This is a genomic window from Pseudomonas fluorescens (genome assembly GCF_902497995.1).
Taxonomy (GTDB): Bacteria; Pseudomonadota; Gammaproteobacteria; order Pseudomonadales; family Pseudomonadaceae; genus Aquipseudomonas; species Aquipseudomonas fluorescens_BK.
On record NZ_CABVII010000004.1, the window covers coordinates 219,243 to 241,482 of the forward strand.

Here is a 22,240-nt window from a genome sequence, read left to right on the forward strand (position 1 = left end):
TTATTGATACTTCGTCATTTACTGAATGAAACACCTGTAGGAGCGAGCTTGCTCGCGATAGTCTCAAGGGCGACGCGTTCATTCAGGAAATACGCGTTATCGTTGGCGTCCATCGTCGGAACGCCGCCCGGAGCAAGCTTTGCTCCTACAGGGGATCAGAAATCGTCTTCGACCTGGCCGTCCTTGACCTTGAATTCGCGATTCTGCAGGTACGCGTTACGGATGAAGGTGTACTTGTCGCCACTGATCAGTTTCTCGGCCGACAGCAGGTTGGCGCGGGTATCGATGATGTACAGGCCCATGATCGAGTTACGCACCGACACGTCGTCGATGTAGCGGTAGGGGCCGGTGTAGCCGTCGACATACTTGGACGGCGCGTCACGCAGGGTGCTTGGGCCCAACAACGGCAGCATCACGTAAGGCCCGCTGCCCACGCCCCAGTAACCGAGGGTCTGGCCGAAGTCTTCGTCGTTGCGCTGCAGGCCCATGTGGGTGCCCACATCGAAGAAGCCCAGCACGCCGAAGGTGCTGTTGAAGATCAGGCGCGCGGTATCGACACCGGCGGCGGCCGGCTTGGCCTGCAAGAGGTCGTTGGCCAGGTTGGTGACATCGCCGACGTTACGGAACATGTTGTGGATGCCGTCTTCGAGGAACTGCGGCGTCACGAACTGGTAGCCTTGAGCCAAGGGCTTCAGGGCATAGGTGTCGAGCACGTCGTTGAACCTGTAGATCGGGCGGTTGATGCTTTCCCAAGGATCTTCTTCCGTGGCAGCCTGGGCAACGAACGGAACCACCAGCACGCTGGCACACACACAAAGCCGAGCTAGATGATTGCTCCAGCGCATAGAAAACTCCTTGGATTGTTACTGGCTCGGGCGCATGGCCCGGACGATAAGCTGGCTAGTATAAGTCGGAATAGCCGCTTTAGGCAGCATCGTCCGCTCCAGGCTGCAGATGGGCGAGGATGTCCGGCGATTCACTTCAATGTCACGCAACTGTCACCGTCGGCCCCTAGCCTTTAAGCTATTTCAGGGACGCTACCATGCCGCACGCCGAAGCTTTGCCCCTCGCTGCACCCAACCTGACCGCCGTGCTGTTCGGCCTCAGTGGTTGCCTGGTGGACTTCGGCGCCCGCACGCACCGTCACGCCAGCCACGCTGACGCACAGGCAGACGTCACGCCAGGCGCCCTGGAGAGCCTGCACCATTTGCAGCGGCAACAGATTCCCTGCGCCTGGCTCGATGAACTGCCCCCTGCCCTCTGCCATTCCCTGGCCGCCGCCCTGCCGGAATGGATCACGCCTTCGCAACACCTTGCAACAATCAATCCGTGGCCGGCCCCCGATGCCTGCTGGCAAGCCTTGATGCGGTTGAACGTCGGGCGCCTGGAAGGTTGCGTACTGGTCAGCGGCGAACCGCGCCTGCTGCAATCGGGGTTGAATGCGGGATTGTGGACGATTGGCCTGGCGTCCTGCGGCTCGCTCTGCGGACTGGCGCCCAACGAATGGCAGGCGTTGACTCAGCAGGAACGGGACATGAAACGGAGCAAGGCCACGGTGCAACTGTTCGGCCTGGGGGTGCATTCGGTGATCGATCACCTCGGCGAACTGGACTCCTGCCTGGCCGACATCAGCCTGCGCCGGCTCAAGGGCGAGAAGCCCTGATCGCCGCCTCACACCGATGAACGCATGCAGGTTGCGCGGGAGTGGATTAATCTAAAGGTCAGCCATAGACCTTTGGCGCGGCGCTGCGGTCTATGCCAGTGCCTATCGATAAAAGGAAGAACGCCATGCCTGCCCGCGAACTGCAAGAACAGCTCAATACACTGCGCGAGCAATTGGACCAGAATCCACCGCTGACCGAAGCCGAGCGCGAAGACCTGCACGCGCTGATGAAACAGATCGAACTTGAGCTTGAACTCGAAACCAAAACCCAGGATTCCAGCCTTTCCGATAATGTGAACCTGGCTGTCGAACGCTTTGAAATCGACCACCCGACCCTGGCCGGCACCTTGCGCAACATTGTGCAGGCGTTGGGCAATATGGGGATCTGATCGCGCCGGATGCAAAAAAGCCCTGCCAGTGATGGCGGGGCTTTTTCATGCCTGCAACTTGAAATGCGATCCCCTGTAGGAGCGAGACCGGCTTGCCGGCGAAGGCGCTTTTTCATGTCTGATTTGAAATGCGATCCCTTGTGGGAGCGAGCTTGCTCGCGAAGGCGGTGTGTCAGTCACCCTTGATGTTGAATGTGCCGACCTCTTCGCGAGCAAGCTCGCTCCCACAGTGGATCTCCCACATTGAATCTTTATTGGCGGACCAGGCGGTGGTTCGGCAGTTGCACTTCTTCGGTGCTGCGATACGGGTTGATGTCCAACCCGCCACGGCGCACATACCGCGCATACACCGTCAGTTTTTCCGGCTTCAGCAGCCGCTGCAGGTCGAGAAAAATCCGCTCCACACACTGTTCATGGAAGTCCGAATGCTGGCGGAAGCTGACGATGTACGCAAGCAAACTGGCGTGGTCCAGCGCCGCGCCACGGTACTCCACCGCTACGCTGCCCCAGTCCGGCTGGCTGGTGACCGGGCAGTTGGATTTGAGCAAATGGCTGTGCACGCTCTCCTCGACGATGCGCGACTCATCGCAACGCAGCAGCTCCGGACGCGGATGCTCATAGTTGCTGACGCTGATATCCAGCTCATCGATGCACACACCCGGCAACGCCACGACGCCTTCGGCTTCCACCTCTTGCAGGCGGCGAATGCGCACGCCGACCGGTTTGCCGGCGGCGGCCGACAGGTCCTTCACCAGCGTGGCCTCAAGGCTGGCGTTATCGGCAAACGACGACTGGTTCAGGGAGTTCAGGTACAGCTTGAACGACTTGGATTCGATGATGTTCGGCGAATCCGCCGGAATGCTGAACTCGCCGATCGCCACCACCGGCTTGCCGGACGGCAACAGCCACGACAGCTCGAAGCAGTTCCAGAAGTCCACGCCCTTGTAGGGCAGGGTTTGCGCCGTCAGGCCCAGTTCGGCCCATTTCGCGGTGCGCGGGATCGGGAACAGCAAGGACGGCGTGTAAGTGGCGATGTATTCGCTGGATTTACCCAGCGGCGAGTGTTCGGCTGCGGGATGCATGGCGGAAACCTGACTGAAGAATCAGTGGATTCTACCAGTCTTTGCGCTCGCGTTTGAGTGCTTACTGACTGACAGTCAACTGGCCGACCATGCCTGCCTGATAATGACCGGGGATATTGCAGGCAAATTCCAGGTGGGTCGCTTTGGAGAAGGTCCAGGTCAGCTCGGCTGTTTTGCCCGGTTCTACCAGTACGCTGTTGGGGTCGTCGTGCTTCATGCCATGATCCATACCGGGCATTGAGCCGTGGTCCATGTCCTTCATGCCTGTCGGCGTGAGCATGCCGCTCTGCTGCATCTTCAGCATTTCCTGCTGGTGCCTGGCATGCATCGCCGCGTCGCCGAGGTTGAATTCGTGCAGCAACCGGCCTTTATTCACCAGCACGAAACGCACCGTCTCACCGGCCTTGATCTCGATCGCCTTGGGCGTGAACGACATGTCGCCCATCACCACTTCAATGCTGCGAGTGGCCTTGGCGGCCGGGGCGGGTTGACCGAAATCGAAGGTATGCGCCGGCGATGCCCACACCGGCGAACTCAGCGCCAGCCAACACGCGGCCAGCCTCAGGGATTTGCGCAAAAACATGGTCGTACTCCAACAAGATAAGGTTCAGCCTGTGGAAAACTCTAAACTGCTGCCACTGCCTGCAACCTGACAGCCAGATTACAACTTTGTCAGGTTGGCCTGTACTGGCGTTGCCCACGGTATAAAGCGTTCGTTCCACTGCCTCGAGTCGCCCATGAAACTGCTGATCGTCGAAGACCAACCGAAAACCGGCCACTACCTGCGCCAGGGCCTGACCGAAGCCGGGTTCAACACCGAACTGGTGGCCGACGGCAGCACCGGCCAGCAATTGGCGCTGAGCGGCGACTACGCGCTGTTGATTCTCGATGTGATGCTGCCCGGCCGCGATGGCTGGCAGATTCTGCAGGCGGTGCGCGGCGCCGGCCTCGACACGCCGGTGCTGTTTTTGACCGCGCGGGACGCGGTGGAGGACAGGGTCCACGGCCTGGAACTGGGTGCCGACGATTACCTGGTCAAACCCTTCGCTTTCTCCGAACTGCTGGCGCGGGTCCGCAGCCTGTTGCGTCGCGGCAGTGCCCCACCTCAGGAAACCAGCCTGCGACTGGCCGACTTGCGCCTGGACCTGATCCGCCGCCGGGTTGAACGCAACGGTCAGCGCATCGACCTGACCGCCAAGGAATTTGCCCTGCTGGAAATGCTCCTGCGGCGCCAGGGCGAAGTCCTGCCCAAGTCGCTGATCGCCTCCCAGGTCTGGGACATGAATTTCGACAGTGACACCAATGTCATCGAAGTGGCGATCCGCCGTCTGCGCCTGAAGATCGACGATGAGTTCCCGAACAAGCTGATCCACACCGTGCGCGGCATGGGTTACGTGCTTGAAGAGCGCCCGGCCTGATGCGCCGGCTTTCCCTGAGCAGTCGCCTGGCGCTGTTGTTTGCCGCCTGCACGGCCGTGGTCTCGTTGTTCGCCGGGGTGTTGTTCAGCCGTGCCAGCGAGGCGCACTTTGTTGAACTGGATCAGCAATTGCTCGACGGCAAGTTGATCGGTCTGCGCCGTGCGCTTCACGATCTGCAATCGAGCGAGAGCGAAGTCAAACTGGCGGATGAGTTGAGCCGACAGGCTGATCTGTCGCTGCGCATCACCGGCAGCGATGGCCGGCGCTGGTATGACAGTTCACCGCGCCTGCCCGACACGCTGCCGCAGAAACCGGGCCTGTGGACCCTCAACGACGCCGGCACCGACTATCGCGTGCTGCAGGCTCCGCTGTTCCTCGACCGACCCGACTCGCCACAGCTGACGCTGCTGTTGGACATCACCCATCACCAGCACTTTCTGCAACGCATGCAGCACCTGATCTGGCTGACGGTGGGCTTGTCGGCCCTGGCCACCGCCCTGCTCGGCGCCTGGGCGGCACGCAGCGGTTTGCGCCCCTTGCGGCGCATGAGTGCAGTGGCCCGCGGCGTGTCGGCGCAATCGCTCAATGCGCGCCTGCCCGAAGCCGACATGCCGCCGGAACTCGCGGAAATGGCCCACCACTTCAACGCCATGCTCGGCCGCCTCGACGACTCTTTTCAGCGGCTCTCGGCCTTCTCCGCCGACATCGCCCATGAACTGCGCACACCGCTGTCGAACCTGCTGACCCACACCCAGGTCACCCTCACCCGCCCGCGGCCGATCGAGGATTACCGCGAAGCGCTGCACAGCAACCTCGAAGAACTGCAATGGATGGCGCAACTGGTCAACGACATGTTGTACCTGGCCAAGGCTGACCATGGGTTGTTGATGCCCAGGCGCGAACCGCTGGAACTGGCGGAGGAAGTGGATGTGTTGCTGGAGTTTTTTGCGCCGTTGGCGGAGGACGCCCGGGTCAGGTTGAGTCGTGAAGGCAGTGCGCAGATGGAGGGCGATCGCAGTATGTTGCGGCGGGCGCTTTCGAATTTGCTGGATAATGCGTTGCGGTTTACGCCGGCGGAAGGTGAGGTCCGGGTGCGGATTGTTGAACAGCCTGAAGGTTTGCGCCTGACTGTCGAGAACAGCGGCGAGGGCATTGACGAGGCACTGCTGCCGCGTTTGTTTGACCGGTTCTACCGGGCTGATCCGGCGCGACATGAAGGCAGCAGTGAGCATGCGGGGTTGGGGTTGGCGATTACCCGGTCGATCATTCGGGCCCATGGGGGGCAGATTCGGTGTGAATCGGATCGGGGGTGGACCAGGTTTGTAATCGAGTTGCCAAAAGGGGATTGAGGCCAGCAGGGCCGGCCCCTTCGCGAGCAAGCCCGCTCCCACAGGGTTTCGAGTCGTTCACAAATGTGTGGCTCAACTCGGTCAACTGTGGGAGCGGGCTTGCTCGCGAAAGCGGTGTATCAGGCTACGAATACCGCAGCGCGGTAGCCGGCTCGACCTTCGCCGCACGCCAGGCCGGGTAAACCGTGGCCAGGAAGCTCAGGATGAACCCGGCCGAACAGATCAACAACACATCCCCGCCCTGCAATTCCGAAGGCAGGTTACTGACAAAATACACATCGGAACTGAAGATGTGCTGCCCACTGACCCGCTCCACCCAGCCCACCAGCTCGCTGACGTTCAGCGCCGCAATCACCCCGAGCACGCCGCCGATCAAGGTACCGACCACCCCGATCACCGTGCCCTGGACCATGAAGATCGCCATGATCTGCCGGGGGGTGGCACCGATGGTGCGCAGGATCGCAATGTCCGCGCCCTTGTCGTTCACCACCATGATCAGGGTCGCGATGATGTTGAACGCCGCCACGGCGACGATCATCAGCAACAGCAGGCCGATCATGGTTTTTTCCATCTTCATCGCACTGAACAGACTGCCCTGGGTGTGGGTCCAGTCGTCAGCCCGGTAGGCGCTGCCGAGCCCCGCAGCCACATCGCTCGACACCTTTGGTGCAGCGTACAAATCCTTCACCGCCAGGCGCACGCTCTGCACCTGATTCGGTTCCCAGTGCTGCATCTGCGCGGCATCGGCCAGGTGGATCAGCGCCATCGAGCCATCCAGCTCGGCACCGACCTTGAACACACCCACCACGTTCAGCCGCTGCATGCGCGGGGTGATCCCGCCCGGTGCGGTGCTGACTTCCGGCACGATCAGGGTGATTTTGTCGCCGACGTTCAGGCGAAAGCGCCGCGCCGTGATCTCGCCGATCACCACGCCGAACTCGCCGGGTTTCAAGGCGTCGAGACGACCCTGGACGATGTGCTGGGCGACAATCGAGACCTTGCCTTCCAGCGCCGGATCGACCCCGCTGACCTGGATCGGCTGCATCGTGCCCTTGTAGGACAGCATGCCTTCCATCTCGGTGAACGGCACCGCAGCGGTCACTTCTGGATTTTTCATCGCGGCCGCGGCCACCGGCTGCCAGTCATCGATCGGATTGACGCCGACGATGGTCGCGTGGGGCACCATGCCGAGGATGCGCGAGCTCATTTCGCGCTGGAAGCCGTTCATCACCGACAGCACCACGATCATCGCCAACACGCCCAGGGCGAGGCCGATCATCGAGGTCATCGAGATGAAGGAAACAAAGCGATTGCGGCGCTTGGCGCGGGTATAGCGCATGCCGATAAAGATCGATAACGGTCTGAACATTCGCTGGGGCACCGTATAAAAATAAAAGACCCGACGCACCTTTCAGTGACGTCGGGTTTCGGTCAATCAGATGGGTGTCAGGTAACCTTCCTGCAAGTGCAGGACGCGATCCATCTGGCGAGCCAGGTTCATGTCGTGGGTCACCACCAGGAACGCGGTGCGCATCGAGACGCTGAGTTCCAGCATCAAATCCTGAATGCCCTGGGCGGTGTGGGAGTCGAGGTTGCCGGTCGGCTCGTCGAGCATCACCAGGCCTGGCTGGTTCACCAGGGCCCGTGCGATGGCCACGCGCTGACGTTCGCCGCCGGACAGTTCCGCCGGCTTGTGTTCCAGGCGATGGCCCAGCCCTACCCGCTCCAGCAAGGCCGTGGCGCGCTGACGCGCTTCTGGAATGGACGTCTTGCCGATCAGCAGCGGCATGCAGACGTTTTCCAGCGCGGTGAATTCCGGCAGCAGATGGTGGAACTGGTAAACGAAACCCAGCGACCGGTTGCGCAGCAGGCCGCGGGCCTTTTCGTTCAGTGCCGACAGCTCTTCACCGGCCAGCCAGACGCTGCCCTTGGTGGGCGTGTCGAGGCCGCCCAACAGATTGAGCAAGGTGCTTTTGCCCGACCCCGAGGTGCCGATAATCGCCACCCGCTCACCCGGATGCAGTTCGAGCTGCAAGCCGGCCAGGACCTCTACCGATTCCGGGCCTTCCTCGTAGGATTTGCCCAGGTTGCGGCAGCTCAAGATTGCTTTATCACTCATGCCCGACTCACTCATAACGTAGCGCCTCCGCAGGCTGGGTGCGCGCGGCACGCCAGGCTGGATACAGGGTGGCGAGAAAACTCAGGACCAACGCGGCGGCGCAGACCATCAACACATCATCGCTCTGCACTTGCGACGGCAGGTAATCGATGAAGTACACGTCGGCGTTGAGGAACTTGTGGCCGATCAGGCCTTCCAGGGCCGAGATCGCGGCGCTGACGTTCAGCGCGGCGAAGATCCCGACCACGGCGCCGATCAGCGTCCCGACCACACCAATCACCGTGCCCTGCACCATGAAGATCGCCATGATCGTACCCGGCGTGGCGCCCAGGGTACGCAGGATCGCGATGTCGCCCTTCTTGTCGTTCACCACCATCACCAGCGTGGAAATGATGTTGAACGCCGCCACGGCGACGATCAGCAGCAACAGCAGGCCGATCATGGCTTTTTCCATGCGGATCGCCTGATACAGATTGCCGTGGGTGCGCGTCCAGTCCCGGGCGTAGAAATGATCTTCGCCGAGCTCCTGGGCGATGTTCCACGCGGTGCGCGGCGCCTGGAACAGGTCGTCGAACTTCAGGCGGATGCCCTGCACCTGCTCCGGCTTCCAGCGATGCAGCTTCGCCAGGTCCTGCAGGTTGGTCACGCCCAGGTAGCCATCGATTTCACCGGCGCCGACATGAAAAATGCCGACCACGGTAAAGCGTTTCATGCGCGGGAACATGCCGGCCGGGGTCACGGTCACTTCCGGCGCGACGAACGTCAGCTTGTCGCCGATGGCCGCACCGAGCTTGGCCGCCGCCTTGTCGCCGATGACGATGCCGAAACTGCCGGGCGCCAGGTCATCGAGCCTGCCCTGCAGCATGAACTGGTCGATGATCGACACCTGCCGTTCCAGCGCCGGATCGATGCCATTGAGCAGGACCTTGGAGACCTTGCCCTTGTGGGTCAGCAACCCCTGCATCTGGGTGAACGGCGCCACGGCCGTCACCTGCGGGTTCTGCTTGACCTTGGCGGCCAGGCTCGGCCAGTCGTTGATCGGTTCACCGGACTCGATGGTCGCGTGGGGCACCATGCCCAGCACGCGGGTACGCATCTCATGATCGAAGCCGTTCATGACCGACAGCACCACGATCATCACGACCACGCCGAGGGCGAGTCCAATGATCGAGGTCAGGGAAATGAAGGACACAAAATGATTGCGACGCTTTGCACGGGTATAACGCGTGCCAATAAATACGAAGAGAGGTCTGAACATGTCGGGGCTTGTTCGGAGGGAAAAGGAACGTCCTTGTGGCGGGGGTCGATAACCAGCTTTACACTCAGACCACCGCCGCTACCATGGGTTCGCCATGTCGACATTAGATGAAGAAGATCGCCGCGAATACTACCGTATCGAGGACATGATCGCACTGGAAATTCGGCCTCTGTCTGCCCTGGAAGCCGCGGGCCAGGAAGTGTTGCAGGATGCTTCTCCACTGTTCAACGTGCTCAGCGAACTGCACCTCAGCGAATTCGAGTCGCACCACCTGCTGCGTCAGATCAGCGAGCGCGACCGCAACCTCGCGGCGTTCCTCAAATCCCAGAACAAACGCATCGAACTGCTCAGCCAGGTGCTCGCCATCACCGTGCTCGGGCAACTCGGCGAACCGCAGCCGGTGATCATTTCCGAAGGCGGCATCGACTTCCGGCATCCAACGCCCCTTGCCGCCGGCGCGCCCCTGTCGATCAAGCTGGTGTTGATGCCGCAAGCCCTCGGCCTGTTGCTGCGGGCTCGCGTCACCCATTGCGAACACAAGGGCGACGGCTACGACATCGGCACCGAGTTCCAGTACCCGACCGATGCCCAGCGGCAATTGCTGGCCCGCTACATCTTGCAGAAGCAGGCCCAGGAACGACGCCTGGCCCGCGACCAATCAGAATCAGGCATTTAACGTAAGGAACAACCGTGACCCTCATCTACGGCCATCGCGGCGCCAAGGGCGAAGCACCGGAAAATACCCTGACCGGTTTTCAGGAATGTCTCAAGCACGGCGTGCGCCGCTGCGAACTGGACCTGCACCTGTCCATGGATGGCGAGTTGATGGTCATCCACGACCCGACCCTCAAGCGCACCACCGACCGGCGCGGCAAGGTGATCGAGCAAACCGCGGCGCAACTGGTGACCTACGACGCGCGCAACGGCGGCCCGGGCTGGATCAAGCCGTGCCCGATCCCGACCCTGGAAGAACTGTTCGAGAAATGCGATTTCGAGCACTGGCAACTGGAAGTCAAAAGCGCTTCGCGCACCCGCGCCGCGACCACCGTACTGGCGATCCGCGAAATGGCGCAGCGCCATGGCCTGCTGGACAAGGTGACGATCACCTCGAGTTCACGGGAAGTGCTGAAAGCCGCGCTGGACCTGGTGCCGGACATATCCCGCGGATTGGTGGCCGAATATGCCTGGCTCGATCCGTTGAAGGTCGCGCAAAGCTATGGCTGTGAGATCCTGGCGCTGAACTGGACCCTGTGTACGCCGGAACGCCTGCAGAAGGCGCAGCGTCAGGGGCTGCATGTGTCGGTGTGGACAGTCAACGAGCCCGCGCTGATGCGCAGGCTCGCCGACTTCGGCGTTGACAGCCTGATTACAGACTTTCCCGGTTTGGCCAGCGCCACGCTCGAGAATTGCTGAAATCGGTCTCCCCGGCCGGCTCAGGCCACCGGCCGGAGCCGCTCAAAAAAGCCGGTTGAGGCCATCGTAGGCGGCGACCCGATAGGCTTCGGCCATGGTCGGGTAGTTGAACGTGGTGTTGACGAAATACTTCAGGGTGTTGAGTTCGCCCGGCTGGTTCATGATCGCCTGACCGATGTGCACGATTTCCGACGCCTGATAACCGAAGCAGTGCACGCCCAGCACTTCCAGGGTCTCGCGGTGGAACAGGATCTTGAGCATGCCCTGGGGCTCGCCGGCGATCTGTGCCCGCGCCATGCCCTTGAAGAACGCCTTGCCCACTTCGTACGGCACCTTGGCCTGGGTCAGCTCCTGCTCGTTCTTGCCGATCGAGCTGATCTCCGGAATCGTATAGATGCCGGTCGGCACGTCGTTGACGAAGCGCCAGCTATGGTTGTCGACGATGCTGCCGGCGGCCGAACGACCCTGGTCGTGGGCGGCACTGGCCAGGCTCGGCCAGCCGATCACGTCACCGGCACCGTAGATGTTCGGCTTGCAGGTGCGGTAGGCCTCGTCGACTTCGATCTGCCCGCGGCTGTTGACCTTCACGCCGATGTTTTCCAGCCCCAGCTGATCGGTGTTGCCGGTACGGCCGTTGCACCAGAGCAAGGCGTCGGCCTTGATCTTCTTGCCGGACTTGAGGTGCAGGATCACACCGCTGTCCACGCCTTCGACGCGGTCGTATTCTTCGTTGTGGCGAACCGTGATGTTGTTGTTGCTGAAGTGGTAGCTCAGGGCCTGGGAAATTTCCGAGTCGAGGAAGCTGAGCAACTGACCGCGGTTATCCACCAGTTCTACCAGTACCCCCAGGCCGCTGAAGATCGAGGCGTATTCGCAACCGATCACACCGGCGCCGTAAACGATGAGTTTGCGCGGGGTGTGGCCGAGGCTGAGGATGGTGTCGCTATCGTAGATGCGCGGGTGGTGGAAATCGATGTCCGCCGGGCGATAAGGACGCGAGCCCGTGGCGATGATGATGTGCTTGGCCACCAGTTTCTCGACCACGCCGTTGCCGCAGACCACTTCGACGGTTTGCTCGTCGGCGAAGCTGCCGGTGCCGAAGAACACGTCGACGCGGTTACGGGCGTAGTAGCCGGTGCGCGAAGCGACTTGTTTGGAAATGACTTTCTCGGCGCTTTTCAGCACGTCCGGAAACGAGAACCAGCGCGGCTCACCAATGGCCCGGAACATCGGGTTGGTGTTGAACTGCATGATCTGCCGGACCGAGTGACGCAGTGCCTTGGACGGGATGGTACCCAGGTGGGTGCAGTTGCCGCCGACCTGGCGACGGCTATCGACCATCGCCACCTTGCGCCCTGCCTTGGCGGCGTTCATTGCCGCGCCTTCTCCCGCCGGGCCGGAACCCAGTACCACCACGTCGTAGTTGTAGACAGCCATGCGTACTCCTCAGAACAGGCCGCGGCGCCCTCGGCACCTGCGGCTAAATCACGCCGATCTGCGGCGTGAACGAACAATTTGGGGCCAGTGCAGAACCCGGACACAGTCTATAGAAGCGTCAACGCCGCGCACATTAACCCTTGGTCGCGTCGTAGGCTACTTTTGCCTGCACTACAACGCCAGTTTTCAATGCGTGAATCGCCGTGATCACTCGGCCTTTGCACCGCTCAGGCGCTCAAAAGCCTGATTGGTGCGTATGACAAAACCCCTATCGGCACGAATCACAAAGCAGGCAGCGATAGCGTGTTTTTCCGCGTAGTCCCAGCCTCGCTCCGGGCCGAGAATCAGCAACAGGGTGGATAAGCCGTCGGCCATTAGCGCTGAAGGATCAATCACCGTGACGGACGCCAGCCGGTGTGAGACCGGTGCACCGGTGCGGGCGTCGAAGGTGTGGGAATAGCGTTTGCCGTCCTGCTCGAAATAATGTCGGTAATCACCGGAAGTGGACACGCCGTAGCCGTCGACCGCCAGGATTCGTTGCGCGACCTGCCGATCATCCCGCGGCTCCTCGAGGGCGATGCGCCAGGGTGAGCCATCGAGTTTCCTGCCGGACGCCTTGAGTTCGCCGGTGGCCTCGGCGAGGTAATTGTGGATACCCATGGCGTCGAGCCTGGCGGCGATGGTATCGACCGCGTAACCGGCGGCGATGCTGTTGAAGTCGACTTCGACCGCGGCGTCCTTGCACAGCTGATCGTTGTCGATGCGCAAATGCTGGTAACCGACCCGCTGCCGAACTTCGGCCAGCGCCTGGACCGAGGGGACTTTTTCCGCACGGGCCTGCGGACCGAACCCCCAGAGATTGAGCAGCGGCTCTACCGTCAGGTCGAAGGCGCCTTCACTCTGCTCGGACAGCTGCTCACCGACGCGGATCAATTCGAGGACCGGCGCGGGCATTTTCTGGCAGCGGTTGGCGGGCAGATCATTGAAGCGCTCGATGGCGGAGTCGCTGCGGTAGGTCGACATCTGTCGATCGACTTGCGCGAGGATCTTTTCCACCTCGACCCGGACGTCTGCCGGAGCCGCAAGCCCCTTCTGGCGCAGGTATTGGATTGAATAGGTGCTGCCCATGGTCGGGCCACCGAAGCTTTCCATGGAATCGCCGTTGCCGCAGCCGGACAACGCGCCAGTCAGCACCAGCATTGCAATCAGCCGCCCATTCAACAACACCTGCATCTCCTGAAAATTCCTGACACACCGCCAAGACCAACCATTATGCGACAGAACTTTAGGAGCTGGCCTGCCAGCGAAAGCGGTGTGTCAGGCAACATCACTATCAACTGACAGTCCCCCTTCGCTGGCAAGCCAGCTCCCACAGGGTTCGGCGGTGCCTGCACTATAGTGTGAACACCACCAATCCCAGTGGGAGCGGGCTTGCCCGCGAAGAGGCCGGACCAGACAACCCACCTGCCCCTGCCCAACCCCACAAACAAAAACGCCCCGACCAAAGTCGGGGCGTTTTCAGGTGCAGCTATTGCTTAGTTTGGAAATGCTGGCGGGTTCACACCGGCCATGTCTTCCATCACACGCACCACCTGGCAGCTGTAGCCGAACTCGTTGTCGTACCAAACGTACAGCACAACGCGGTTGTCCTGAACGATGGTCGCTTCAGCGTCCACCACGCCTGCGTGGCGCGAGCCAACGAAGTCGGTGGACACCACTTCCTGCGAATTGACGTAGTCGATTTGCTTGTGCAGATCGGAGTGCAGCGCCATGTAGCGCAGGTACTCGTTCATCTCTTCACGGGTGGCGGCTTTCTCAAGGTTCAGGTTGAGAATGGCCATCGACACGTTTGGCGTCGGAACGCGGATCGCGTTACCGGTCAGCTTGCCGGCCAGCTCAGGCAGGGCCTTGGCAGCGGCGGTGGCGGCACCGGTCTCGGTGATCACCATGTTCAGCGCGGCGCTACGGCCACGACGATCGCCTTTGTGGAAGTTGTCGATCAGGTTCTGGTCGTTGGTGTACGAGTGAACCGTTTCCACGTGACCGTTGATGATGCCGAACTTGTCATTCACAGCCTTCAGCACCGGCACGATGGCGTTGGTGGTGCAGGAAGCGGCGGACACGATCTTGTCGTCAGCAGTGATTTCACCGTGGTTGATGCCGTGAACGATATTCTTCAGCTTGCCTTTGCCAGGCGCAGTCAGAACGACGCGGTCGATACCCGGGCAAGCCAGGTGCTGGCCCAGGCCGTCGGCGTCACGCCATACACCGGTGTTGTCCACCAGCAGCGCGTCTTTGATGCCGTACTGGGTGTAGTCCACTTCAGTCGGGTTCTTCGCGTAGATAACCTGGATCAGGTTGCCGTTGGCGGTGATGGTGTTGTTGGCTTCATCAATGGTGATGGTGCCATCGAACGGACCATGCACCGAGTCACGGCGCAGCAGGCTGGCACGCTTGACCAGATCGTTCTCGGCGCCCTTGCGGACGACGATGGCGCGCAGGCGCAGGCCGTCGCCACCACCGGTTTTCTCGATCAGGATACGCGCCAGCAGACGGCCGATACGACCGAAGCCGTACAGGACAACGTCGGTACCGGTACGGCCGGAACCGTTTTGCTTGCCGACCACATCGGCCAGCTCGTCACGGACGAACGCTTCGGCGCTGCGGCCATTGCCTTCGGCCTTGAACTTGACGGCAAGCTTGCCCAGGTCGACCGAAGCGGCGCCCAGCTTGAGCTCGCTCATCGCCTTGAGCAGCGGGAATGTTTCGTGGACGGACAATTCGCTGTCATCGGACTGGCGATGACGGGCAAAGCGGTGAGCTTTGAGAATCGCGATGACTGAACGATTGATCAGGCTGCGGCCATAGATCGAGCTCACCACGTTGTTATTGCGGTAAAGCTGACCGATAAGCGGAATCATCGCTTCTGCGAGTGCTTCACGGTCGATCCATTCACCAAGACACTGGTCGGGCTTCTGAGTCACGGGAACCTTCCACATGTAGGGGCAGAAAAAAGGGGCTACATTATGCCGCCGAGTGGCTCCCGTAGCAATGCGCGCCTGTCGCGCAACCAGTAACAACTTTTCCTGCAAAAAAATCCAGCCGCGCTGGAACCCAGTGAAACCGGGGGCTGCAGCCGAGTCAATTTTTTGGAGACAGCGCTGCCTTGTCCGTAACCATCCGTAACACTGGTTAGGTTTGCCACTACATAATCCGCCATTTCCACTGAAAAACCGACCGATTTTGTCATTACCACTACATTTGTCCCGCCCGAGAGTAATAGACACAGTCTGCGACTGACAGGCGGCACCCGGGACCGTTACAATTACCGACTTTGTCGCAACGCTTGGAGCTCAACCTTCCGTGCCCGTTCTGCGTCTACCGCTTCTCCCTGCCGCGGCAGGTAAACAGCACTGGGGCAACCTGCCCGGTGCCGCCCTCAGCCTGGCCATCGCCGAGGCTGCCAGCGCTGCCAAGCGCTTTACCCTGCTGGTGACCGCCGACAGCCAAAGTGCCGAACGGCTGGAACAGGAGCTGGGTTTCTTCGCCCCGGATTTGCCCGTGCTGCATTTCCCGGACTGGGAAACGTTGCCCTACGATCTGTTTTCGCCGCACCAGGACATCATTTCCCAGCGCATCGCCGCCCTGTACCGGCTGCCGGAGCTGAGTCATGGCGTGTTGGTGGTGCCGATCACCACGGCCCTGCATCGCCTGGCGCCGACCAGGTTCCTGCTCGGCAGCAGCCTGGTGCTGGACATCGGCCAGAAACTCGACGTCGAGCAGATGCGCACCCGGCTCGAGGCCAGCGGCTATCGCTACGTCGATACGGTGTACGAGCACGGCGAATTCACCGTGCGCGGTTCGCTGATCGACCTGTTCCCGATGGGCAGCAAACTGCCTTATCGCATCGACCTGTTCGACGACGAAATCGAGACCCTGCGCACCTTCGACCCGGAAAACCAGCGCTCCATCGACAAGGTGGACACGGTTCGCCTGCTGCCGGCGCGAGAGTTTCCGCTGCAAAAGGATGCGGTCACGCGCTTCAAGGCGCGGTTCCGTGAGCGCTTCGATGTCGACTTCCGGCGCTGCCCGATCTTTCAGGACCTGAGCAGCGGGATCACCCCGGCCGGTATCGAGTACTACCTGCCGCTGTTCTTCGACGAAACCTCGACGCTGTTCGATTACCTGCCCCAGGACACGCAAGTGTTTTCCCTGCCGGGCATCGAACAGGCGGCGGAGAATTTCTGGAACGACGTGCGCAATCGTTATGAAGAGCGCCGCGTCGATCCGGCGCGTCCTTTATTGCCCCCCGCCGAGCTGTTCCTGCCGGTGGAAGATTGCTTTGCGCGCCTGAAGGCCTGGCCCCGCGTGGTCGCCAGCCAACAGGACGTGGAAACCGGCGTCGGCCGCGAACGCTTCCCCGCTCGCGAACTGCCGAACCTGGCCATCGAAGCCAAGGCCAGCCAACCGCTGGCGGCGCTGGCCGGGTTCCTCGACGAGTTCCCCGGTCGGGTGCTGTTTACCGCCGAGTCCGCGGGCCGTCGCGAAGTGCTGCTGGAATTGCTTGAACGCTTGAAGCTGCGACCGAAAACCGTCGACAGCTGGCCGGACTTTGTCGCGAGCAAGGAGCGCCTGGCGGTCACCATTGCCCCGCTCGACGAAGGCCTGGTGCTCGACGACCCGGCCCTGGCCCTGGTCGCCGAAAGCCCGTTGTTCGGCCAGCGCGTGATGCAGCGCCGGCGTCGCGAGAAACGCAGCGATGCCACCAACGATGCGGTGATCAAGAACCTCACCGAGCTGCGCGAAGGCGCGCCGGTGGTGCACATCGACCACGGTGTCGGGCGTTATCTGGGCCTGACCATTCTCGAGATCGACAGCCAGGCCGCGGAATTCCTGACCCTCGAATACGCCGAAAACGCCAAGCTGTACGTGCCGGTGGCCAACCTGCACCTGATCGCCCGCTACACCGGCAGCGACGATGCCCTGGCCCCGCTGCACCGCCTCGGTTCCGAGACCTGGCAGAAAGCCAAGCGCAAGGCCGCCGAACAGGTGCGCGACGTGGCCGCCGAATTGCTCGACATCTATGCTCGCCGCGCCGCTCGCGAAGGGTATGCCTTCGCCGACCCGAAGGCCGACTACGCGACCTTCAGCGCCGGTTTCCCGTTCGAAGAAACCCCGGACCAGCAAACCACCATCGAAGCGGTGCGCGAAGACATGCTGGCGCCCAAACCGATGGATCGCCTGGTCTGCGGCGACGTCGGTTTCGGCAAGACCGAAGTGGCGATGCGCGCGGCGTTCATCGCGGTGCACGGTGGTCGTCAGGTGGCGATTCTGGTGCCGACCACCCTGCTCGCCCAGCAACACTACAACAGCTTCCGCGATCGCTTCGCCGACTGGCCGGTGACCGTGGAAGTGATGAGCCGCTTCAAGTCGACCAAGGAAGTCAATGCCGCGGTCGCGGACCTGGCCGAAGGCAAGATCGACATCGTCATCGGCACGCACAAGCTGCTGCAGGACGACGTGAAGATCAAAAACCTCGGGCTGGTGATCATCGACGAAGAGCACCGCTTCGGTGTCCGCCAGAAGGAACAGCTCAAGGCCCTGCGCAGCGAAGTCGACATCCTCACCCTGACCGCCACGCCGATTCCGCGCACGCTGAACATGGCGGTGTCGGGCATGCGCGACCTGTCGATCATCGCCACGCCGCCGGCCCGTCGCCTGTCGGTACGGACCTTCGTCATGGAGCAGAACAAGAGCACGGTCAAGGAGGCCCTGCTCCGTGAGCTGTTGCGTGGCGGTCAGGTCTATTACCTGCACAACGACGTCAAGACCATCGAGAAGTGCGCCGCCGACCTCGCCGAACTGGTCCCGGAAGCGCGGATCGGCATCGGCCATGGGCAGATGCGCGAACGCGATCTCGAACAGGTGATGAGCGACTTCTACCACAAGCGCTTCAACGTGCTGATCGCCTCGACCATCATCGAGACCGGCATCGACGTGCCGAGCGCCAACACCATCATCATCGAGCGGGCCGACAAATTCGGCCTGGCACAGCTGCACCAACTGCGCGGCCGGGTCGGTCGCAGTCACCACCAGGCGTATGCTTACCTGCTGACCCCGCCGCGCCAGCAAATCACCCCCGACGCGGAAAAGCGCCTGGAAGCGATCGCCAATACCCAGGACCTCGGCGCGGGCTTCGTGCTCGCCACCAACGACCTGGAAATCCGTGGCGCCGGCGAATTGCTCGGCGACGGTCAGAGCGGGCAGATCCAGGCCGTCGGTTTCACCTTGTACATGGAAATGCTCGAGCGCGCGGTGAAGTCGATCCGCAAGGGCGAACAACCCAACCTCGATCAGCCGCTCGGCGGCGGTCCGGAAGTCAATCTGCGGGTACCGGCGTTGATTCCCGAAGACTATCTGCCGGACGTGCATGCGCGACTGATCCTGTACAAACGCATTGCCTCGGCCACCGATGAGGAAGGCCTCAAGGACCTGCAAGTGGAGATGATCGACCGTTTCGGCCTGTTGCCGGAGCCGACCAAGAACCTGATGCGCATCACCGCGCTGAAGTTGCAGGCCGAGTTGCTGGGCATCAAGAAAGTCGACGGCGGCCCGCAAGGCGGCCGGATCGAGTTCGCCACGCAAACGCCGGTCGACCCGCTGACGCTGATCAAACTGATCCAGAGCCAGCCCAAACGTTACAAATTCGAAGGCGCGACGATGTTTAAATTCCAGGTGCCGATGGAGCGCCCGGAAGAGCGCTTTAATACTGTAGAGGCGCTGTTCGAGCGCCTCATTCCGAAAACTGCTTGAAGGACGCCGCATGCGCCTGTTTCGCTCACTGACCTTGTTGATGACGGTTTTGATATCGCTGCTCGTCTCTACGGCATTTGCCGATGATCTGTATCAGGTCGAAATGATTCTGGTGCGGCAAAACGCGGTGCCTGCCATTGTCAGCAAAGCCGCGCCGGAAGACTGGGCCGCCGGCGCCCAAGGCATCAACCCCGACAGCTTTCGCACGCCGAGCCTCAATCCCGAAGTGGAAAAGCTCACCGCCAGCAACGAATACTCGGTGTTGCTGCACAAGGCGTGGCAGCAGAACCTTGGTGAAGAAGCCACCAAAGTCGCGATCAGCGACGGGCCGGAACAGTTCGGCCAGTTCCCGATCGAGGGCACGCTGAGCCTGAAACTGGGGCGCTTTACCGACGTCGACGCGGATTTCTGGGTCAACCAGATCGACGCCAACGGCATGGTCACTGCCAGCGAACGCCTGAAGCAGGAAAGCCACACCAAGAACGGCCAACTGAACTTCCTCGACAACGGCCACCTCGGCCTGCTGATCAAGATCACCTCGCTGACCGCCCCTGCGCCTCGGCCAGTCCCCGATGAAATTCCGGACTGATTGAAGTCCTTATGCCCCCGACAGCCCTGAGCAAACCCCTGGCACCTTCCTGGGTCAGCCGATTCAAGGAACAGAGCCTGGAGCGTGGCCGCCGCTACGCACTGGAAAATCGCGTCAGGATAGTCGAGGCCGGCGACGCCACCATCATCGCCGCTTGCGAAGGCTCTGGCGCTAACGTTTACCGTCAGACCATTCGCCTGCGTGAGTCGGCCAAAGGCACGTTGCTGATGATCGACGCCCATTGCTCGTGCCCGGTCCACAGCAACTGCAAACATTGCGCGGCGGTGCTGCTGCAAGTGCAGGAAACCCTCGCCTACCCGGCCGCCGCCAAAGACGCCGAGCTGCTGGAAAAACTCCAGGCGGTGCTGGAAAACCGCAGCCCGAAAGCGCCGCAAGTGCTGGTGGACAACGTGCAACCGGTGCCGCGCCTGTGGCTGGCGAGCGTCGAGTTCAGCGCCTTCGAACCGCGCAACGGCAAGATGCAGCGCTACATCCAGCATCGCGCCGCGCTGTCGTTCAGCTACCTGGATGAATACGTCAGCGGGCAGAAGAACGCCGACGTGCTGATTCGCCAGGAAACCCAGACACTGCGGATAAAACGTCACCCCCAGATCGAACAGTCCTACAGGGAACAGTTGCGAATCCTCGGCTTCAAGGTGGCCACCCGGCAAAGCAAGGCCTTGCCGGAAAGCGCCGGCGAGCTGTTCGAGATGGTCAACGACAGCGCCTGGCTGACCTTCACCCTCAATGAGCTGCCGAAGCTGCGCACCCAGGGCTGGGAGTTGCAGATCGACGAGGACTTCGGTTTCGACCTGACCGCGGTGGACGACTGGTACGCCACGGTCGAACAGGCCCCTGAACGCGACTGGTTCGACCTGGAACTGGGGATCATCGTCAACGGTGAGCGGCTGAGCCTGTTGCCGATCCTGTTGAACCTGATGCGTTCCCACACCGAGATCCTCAACCCGGAGCGCCTGGCACGACGCCGCGACGACGAGCTGATCCTGGTCAACATCCCCCATCGCCCCAATTCCGAGCATGGGCCCTTGCAAGTCGCCCTGCCCTTCGGCCGCTTGAAACCGGTGCTGGCGACCCTCGGCGAGTTCTATCTGCAAGAGCCCGGCGAGACCACCCTGCGCCTGAGCAAGGCCGACGCCACGCGCCTGAATCCCCTGGAAGACCTGCCACTGCTGTGGGAAGGTGGCGAACAGATCCGCACCTTTGCCCAGCGCCTGCGGGACATCAAGGATCACACCGCAACCGCTCCCGAAGACTTGAACGCCACCTTGCGTCCGTACCAGCTGGAAGGCCTGAGCTGGATGCAGTCGTTGCGCCAGCTGGAAGTCGGCGGGATTCTCGCGGACGACATGGGGCTGGGCAAGACCCTGCAGACCCTGGCGCACATTCTCAGCGAGAAGAACGCCGGGCGCCTGGATCGGCCCTGCATGGTGGTGATGCCCACCAGCCTGATCCCCAACTGGCTCGATGAAGCGGCGCACTTCACGCCGCAACTCAAGGTGCTGGCGCTGTACGGCGCCAGTCGCAAAAAGCATTTCGACCAGCTGGCCGATTACGACCTGATCCTCACCACCTATGCGCTGCTGCCCAAGGACGTCGAGCGGCTGGCGGCGCAGCCGTTGCACGTACTGGTGCTGGATGAGGCGCAGTACATCAAGAACCCCAACAGCAAGGCCGCCCAGGCCGCGCGCGAGCTCAATGCACGTCAGCGCCTGTGCCTGAGTGGCACGCCACTGGAAAACCACCTGGGCGAGCTGTGGTCACTGTTTCACTTCCTGTTGCCCGGCTGGCTCGGCGACGTGAAAAGCTTCAACCGCGATTACCGCGTGCCGATTGAAAAGCGCGGCAGTGAAGTCAGGCTGCAACACCTCAACGGGCGGATCAAACCCTTCCTGTTGCGCAGGACCAAGGAACAGGTGGCCACCGAGTTGCCGCCGAAAACCGAGATCATCCATTGGGTCGAACTCAACGAAGCCCAGCGCGACGTGTACGAAACCATGCGCCTGGCGATGGACAAAAAAGTCCGCGACGAGATCACCCGCAAGGGTGTGGCCCGCAGCCAGATCATCATCCTCGAGGCACTGCTCAAGCTGCGCCAGGTGTGCTGCGATTTGCGCCTGGTCAACGAAGCGACGCTGCCCGCTCGCGGCAGCACCTCGGGCAAGCTCGACAGCCTGATGGAAATGCTCGAGGAGTTGTTCGAGGAAGGACGGCGGGTGTTGCTGTTTTCGCAGTTCACTTCAATGCTGGCGCTGATCGAGGACGAGCTGACCAAACGCGGAGTCGCCTATGCCCTGCTGACCGGCCAGACCCGCGATCGGCGCACGCCGGTGAAGGACTTCCAGAGCGGCAAGCGTCAGATCTTTCTGATCAGCCTGAAGGCCGGTGGCGTTGGCTTGAACCTGACCGAAGCGGACACCGTGATCCACTACGATCCGTGGTGGAACCCGGCGACCGAAAACCAGGCGACTGACCGTGCGTATCGCATTGGTCAAGAGAAACCGGTATTCGTCTACAAGCTGATTGCCCGGGGCACGGTGGAAGAGAAGATCCAGCACCTGCAGAAAGAAAAATCCGACCTCGCGGCCGGCGTGCTGGATGGGCGCACGGCCGGGGACTGGAAGTTGCAGAGCGATGATATCGAAGCGTTGTTTGCGCCGTTGCCGGAGAAGCTGGAGAAGCGCTGAAATTT

The 22,240-nt window shown here is 61.6% G+C and carries 18 protein-coding genes; 9 read left to right on the top strand and 9 right to left on the bottom strand.

Annotated elements, in window-relative coordinates:
- Positions 1–155: 155 nt before the first annotated feature.
- The gene (locus F8N80_RS06750; protein ID WP_150745311.1) at positions 156–845 is read right to left on the bottom strand and encodes an MlaA family lipoprotein; all 690 of its coding nucleotides are present in this window, start codon (positions 843–845) and stop codon (positions 156–158) included.
- Positions 846–1,042: 197 nt separating this feature from the next.
- Here F8N80_RS06750 and F8N80_RS06755 point away from each other — a divergent pair, with 197 nt between their 5' ends.
- Together F8N80_RS06755 and F8N80_RS06760 are read left to right on the top strand one after the other, a co-directional pair.
- Positions 1,043–1,663: an HAD family phosphatase gene (locus tag F8N80_RS06755; protein WP_150745312.1), complete on the top strand. Its 621-nt coding sequence runs from the start codon at positions 1,043–1,045 to the stop codon at positions 1,661–1,663.
- Between the two features lie 125 nt (positions 1,664–1,788).
- Positions 1,789–2,052, top strand: coding sequence for a DUF4404 family protein (locus tag F8N80_RS06760; protein WP_150745313.1), 264 nt, complete (start codon positions 1,789–1,791; stop codon positions 2,050–2,052).
- Between the two features lie 251 nt (positions 2,053–2,303).
- Here the strand turns inward: F8N80_RS06760 and queF are convergent, their stop codons facing one another.
- The gene (gene queF, locus F8N80_RS06765) at positions 2,304–3,134 is read right to left on the bottom strand and encodes an NADPH-dependent 7-cyano-7-deazaguanine reductase QueF (protein ID WP_150745314.1); all 831 of its coding nucleotides are present in this window, start codon (positions 3,132–3,134) and stop codon (positions 2,304–2,306) included.
- A gap of 61 nt (positions 3,135–3,195) precedes the next feature.
- Complete coding sequence (copI, locus tag F8N80_RS06770) at positions 3,196–3,717, bottom strand: copper-resistant cuproprotein CopI (RefSeq protein WP_150783517.1); 522 nt, start codon at positions 3,715–3,717, stop codon at positions 3,196–3,198.
- Between the two features lie 154 nt (positions 3,718–3,871).
- Between copI and F8N80_RS06775 the strand changes: the two genes are divergently transcribed.
- Positions 3,872–4,552: a heavy metal response regulator transcription factor gene (locus F8N80_RS06775; RefSeq protein ID WP_150783518.1), complete on the top strand. Its 681-nt coding sequence runs from the start codon at positions 3,872–3,874 to the stop codon at positions 4,550–4,552.
- On the top strand, positions 4,552–5,901 hold the full coding sequence (locus tag F8N80_RS06780) for a heavy metal sensor histidine kinase (RefSeq protein WP_150783519.1): 1,350 nt from the start codon (positions 4,552–4,554) through the stop codon (positions 5,899–5,901). The genes F8N80_RS06775 and F8N80_RS06780 overlap by 1 nt, the downstream gene beginning before the upstream one ends.
- A 124-nt stretch (positions 5,902–6,025) precedes the next feature.
- Here the strand turns inward: F8N80_RS06780 and F8N80_RS06785 are convergent, their stop codons facing one another.
- From F8N80_RS06785 to F8N80_RS06795, 3 genes are all read right to left on the bottom strand, one after another.
- Positions 6,026–7,270 carry a lipoprotein-releasing ABC transporter permease subunit gene (locus F8N80_RS06785; RefSeq protein WP_150783520.1) on the bottom strand — a complete coding sequence of 415 codons (1,245 nt, stop codon included), beginning with the start codon at positions 7,268–7,270 and terminating at the stop codon, positions 6,026–6,028.
- A gap of 66 nt (positions 7,271–7,336) precedes the next feature.
- On the bottom strand, positions 7,337–8,020 hold the full coding sequence (gene lolD / locus F8N80_RS06790) for a lipoprotein-releasing ABC transporter ATP-binding protein LolD (RefSeq protein ID WP_191632868.1): 684 nt from the start codon (positions 8,018–8,020) through the stop codon (positions 7,337–7,339).
- A 7-nt stretch (positions 8,021–8,027) separates the two neighbouring features.
- Positions 8,028–9,278: a lipoprotein-releasing ABC transporter permease subunit gene (locus F8N80_RS06795; RefSeq protein WP_150783522.1), complete on the bottom strand. Its 1,251-nt coding sequence runs from the start codon at positions 9,276–9,278 to the stop codon at positions 8,028–8,030.
- A 94-nt stretch (positions 9,279–9,372) separates the two neighbouring features.
- On the opposite strand from F8N80_RS06795, the gene F8N80_RS06800 reads away from it, so the two are divergent.
- On the top strand, positions 9,373–9,954 hold the full coding sequence (locus F8N80_RS06800) for a PilZ domain-containing protein (RefSeq protein WP_150783523.1): 582 nt from the start codon (positions 9,373–9,375) through the stop codon (positions 9,952–9,954).
- 14 nt (positions 9,955–9,968) lie between these two features.
- Entirely contained in the window at positions 9,969–10,691 is a 723-nt protein-coding gene (locus F8N80_RS06805) for a glycerophosphodiester phosphodiesterase (protein WP_150745322.1), read from the top strand.
- 42 nt (positions 10,692–10,733) lie between these two features.
- On the opposite strand, the gene sthA is transcribed toward F8N80_RS06805, so the two are convergent.
- The 3 genes from sthA to F8N80_RS06825 form a co-directional block, all read right to left on the bottom strand.
- Complete coding sequence (gene sthA, locus F8N80_RS06810; protein ID WP_150745323.1) at positions 10,734–12,128, bottom strand: Si-specific NAD(P)(+) transhydrogenase; 1,395 nt, start codon at positions 12,126–12,128, stop codon at positions 10,734–10,736.
- Positions 12,129–12,335: 207 nt separating this feature from the next.
- Positions 12,336–13,361 (bottom strand): FAD:protein FMN transferase, encoded by a 1,026-nt coding sequence (locus F8N80_RS06815; RefSeq protein ID WP_150783524.1) that lies wholly within the window; start codon positions 13,359–13,361, stop codon positions 12,336–12,338.
- Between the two features lie 302 nt (positions 13,362–13,663).
- On the bottom strand, positions 13,664–15,127 hold the full coding sequence (locus F8N80_RS06825) for a glyceraldehyde-3-phosphate dehydrogenase (RefSeq protein WP_150745326.1): 1,464 nt from the start codon (positions 15,125–15,127) through the stop codon (positions 13,664–13,666).
- A gap of 364 nt (positions 15,128–15,491) precedes the next feature.
- On the opposite strand from F8N80_RS06825, the gene mfd reads away from it, so the two are divergent.
- The 3 genes from mfd to F8N80_RS06840 are packed head-to-tail and all read left to right on the top strand — an operon-like array spanning position 15,492 to position 22,235.
- Positions 15,492–18,941 carry a transcription-repair coupling factor gene (gene mfd / locus F8N80_RS06830; protein ID WP_150783525.1) on the top strand — a complete coding sequence of 1,150 codons (3,450 nt, stop codon included), beginning with the start codon at positions 15,492–15,494 and terminating at the stop codon, positions 18,939–18,941.
- Between the two features lie 10 nt (positions 18,942–18,951).
- Entirely contained in the window at positions 18,952–19,530 is a 579-nt protein-coding gene (locus F8N80_RS06835; protein WP_150783526.1) for a CsiV family protein, read from the top strand.
- A gap of 11 nt (positions 19,531–19,541) precedes the next feature.
- Entirely contained in the window at positions 19,542–22,235 is a 2,694-nt protein-coding gene (locus tag F8N80_RS06840; RefSeq protein WP_150745328.1) for a DEAD/DEAH box helicase, read from the top strand.
- Positions 22,236–22,240: the final 5 nt, after the last annotated feature.